The 2,609-nt window shown below is 71.7% G+C and carries 3 protein-coding genes; 2 read left to right on the forward strand and 1 reads right to left on the reverse strand.

Going from position 1 to position 2,609, the window contains the following annotated elements; genetic code table 11:
- On the forward strand, positions 1-526 hold a 526-nt coding region (locus tag KBA23_RS16755; protein WP_290743391.1), incomplete at its 5' end, for a helix-turn-helix domain-containing protein.
- A 16-nt stretch (positions 527-542) separates the two neighbouring features.
- Positions 543-1,724: an acetyl-CoA C-acyltransferase gene (locus KBA23_RS16760; RefSeq protein WP_290743393.1), complete on the forward strand. Its 1,182-nt coding sequence runs from the start codon at positions 543-545 to the stop codon at positions 1,722-1,724.
- 19 nt (positions 1,725-1,743) lie between these two features.
- Here the strand turns inward: KBA23_RS16760 and KBA23_RS16765 are convergent.
- The coding region (locus KBA23_RS16765) for a PQQ-dependent sugar dehydrogenase (RefSeq protein WP_290743395.1) at positions 1,744-2,609 on the reverse strand (866 nt) is incomplete at its 5' end.

A 2,609-nucleotide genomic window follows, 5' to 3' on the forward strand; every position in this document is an offset into this window, starting at 1 on the left:
CCCCAACATCTATGTCATCGACCAGAACCGCTACACCGCAGCCGGCGGCGCCGCCTCGACCGACCTCCTGCTGAAGCTCATCGCCCGCCGGCACGGCGCCGAGCTCGCCAACATGGTCGCCGACCAGATGATCCACACCCAGATCCGCACCGACAAGGACGAGCAGCGCCTGTCGATCCCGACCCGGATCGGCGTTCGCCACCCCAAGCTCTCGACGGTCATCCAGATGATGGAGGACAATATCGAGGAGCCGATCTCGCCCGCGCTGCTGGCCAGCGACGTCGGCATGTCGACGCGCCAGCTCGAACGGCTGTTCCGGCGCTACCTTAACCGCAGCCCCAAGCGATACTATATGGAGTTGAGGCTGAAGAAGGCGCGCAATCTCCTGCTTCAGACCGACATGAGCGTGATCAACGTGGCGCTCGCCTGCGGCTTCGCTTCGCCCTCGCATTTCTCGAAATGCTACCGGGCGCTCTACAGGACGACGCCCTATCGCGAGCGTGGCGCCTCCGAGGCGCCTGGCTGATTTTCGGAGGGAAGGGATGTCCGACCCCGTCGTCATCGTCGCCGCCGCCCGAACGCCGATGGGCGGACTTGGCGGCGCTCTGGCCACCGCCACCGCCGCCGAACTTGGCGGAACGGCGATCGCCGCCGCTCTCGCCCGCGCCGGGCTCGATCCGGACGGCGTGGACGAACTCCTGATGGGCTGCGTGCTGCAGGCGGGCCAGGGTCAGGCCCCGGCGCGGCAGGCGGGCTTCAGGGCGGGCTTGCCGGCGCATGTGCCGGCGACCACGATCAACAAGATGTGCGGCTCCGGGATGAAGGCCGTGATGCTCGCCCACGACGCGCTGCGCGCCGGCGGGCCGGGACTGGTGGTGGCCGGTGGCATGGAGAGCATGTCCAAGGCGCCGTATCTCCTGCCGGCCATGCGCGGCGGCGCCCGCCTCGGCCACGCGACGGCGCAGGATCACATGTTCCTGGACGGGCTCGAGGACGCCTACGAGCCCGGCCGTCTGATGGGCGTCTTCGCCGAGGATTGCGCCGCCGCCTTCCAGTTCACGCGCGAGGCGCAGGACGCCTATGCCCTCACCTCGCTCGCCCGCGCCCGCGAGGCCCAGTCGACAGGCGCCTTCGCGGCCGAGATCGCGCCCGTCGCCGTCACCAGCCGCTGGGGTGCGACCGAGGTCGCCGAGGACGAGCGGCCCCGCGCCGCGCGACCCGAGCGGATCCCGACGCTGCCCCCCGCCTTCCGCCCCGATGGCACGATCACCGCTGCGAACGCCGCCGCCATCTCGGACGGCGCCGCCGCGCTGGCGCTGATGCGCGAGTCCGAGGCGCGGCGGCGCGGGGTCAGGATCCGCGCGCGCATTCTCGGCCATGCGACCCACGCCCAGGCGCCAGCCGACTTTCCCACCGCCCCGGCGCCCGCCGTCGAGAAGTTGCTCGCCCGCCTCGCCTGGTCGATCGGCGATGTCGATCTCTGGGAGGTGAACGAGGCCTTCGCGGTGGTGCCGATGGCCTTCATGGCGCGTACCGGCGCCGATCCGACCCGCGTCAACGCCGATGGCGGCGCCTGCGCCCTCGGCCATCCGATCGGCGCCTCGGGCGCGCGCCTTCTCGTCACCCTCCTGCACACGCTCGAACGCCGCGATCTCACCACCGGCGTCGCCACCCTCTGCGTCGGCGGCGGCGAGGCGACCGCCATGGCGATCGAACGCGCCTGAGGCCCGGGGGGCAGGGGTTTCAGGGCGCCGGCGTCACCCGCCACACCGCGCCCTCGCCCTCGGCGATGAACCAGATCGCCCCGTCCGGCGCCTCGCGCACGTCCCGGATCCGGGTAAACACGCCCTCGAACAGCCGCTCCTCCGCCCCGAGATCTCCCTCGGGATCGGCGCCGGGCAACCGCGAGAGAAAGTCGGATTTGAGCGATCCGGTGAAGAGGCTGGCCGTCCAGTCCGGCCAGAGTCGACCCGAATAGACCACGAGTCCGGACGGTGCGATCGACGGCACCCAGACATGAAGCGGCGGCTCGACGCCTTCGGCCTCCGCGCCGATACCGATCGGGCCCCCGCCATATTCCTCGCCGTGGGTCACCAGCGGCCAGCCGTAATCCGCGCCTGGTTGCGGCCGGTTGACTTCGTCGCCGCCGCGCGGTCCGTGCTCGACCAGCCAGAGCGTCCCATCGGACCCGAGCGCCGCGCCCTGCGGGTTGCGGTGGCCATAGGACCAGATCTCGGGACGGGCGCCCGTCACGCCCACGAAGGGATTGTCCGGCGGCGGGGTCCCGTCCCGGCGAACGCGGACGACCTTGCCGCGGTGATTGTCGAGCGCCCGCGCCGTATCGCGCTCCCCGCGCTCGCCCAGCGTCAGGAACAGCGTCCCGTCCGGCGCCTCGACCACGCGACCGCCGAAATGCACCCCACCGGCCGCCGCCGGTTCCTGGCGGAAGATCACCCGAAGCTCCATCAGCCGATCGTCCTCGAGCCGCGCCACGGCCAGCGCGGTGGCCGCTCCGCCGTCCCGCGGCTCGGCGTAGGTCAGGAAAACCTCGGCGGTCGCGTCGAAATCCCGCGCGACGACCACGTCGAACAGACCGCCCTGCCCGTTCA

Source organism: Amaricoccus sp., from assembly GCF_017995835.1.
Classification (GTDB): Bacteria; Pseudomonadota; Alphaproteobacteria; order Rhodobacterales; family Rhodobacteraceae; genus Amaricoccus.

What these genes read in the sequence shown, in the direction of transcription:
- KBA23_RS16760 (WP_290743393.1), top strand. Translation starts at nt 543, where the DNA reads ATGTCCGACCCCGTCGTCATCGTCGCCGCCGCCCGAACGCCGATGGGC.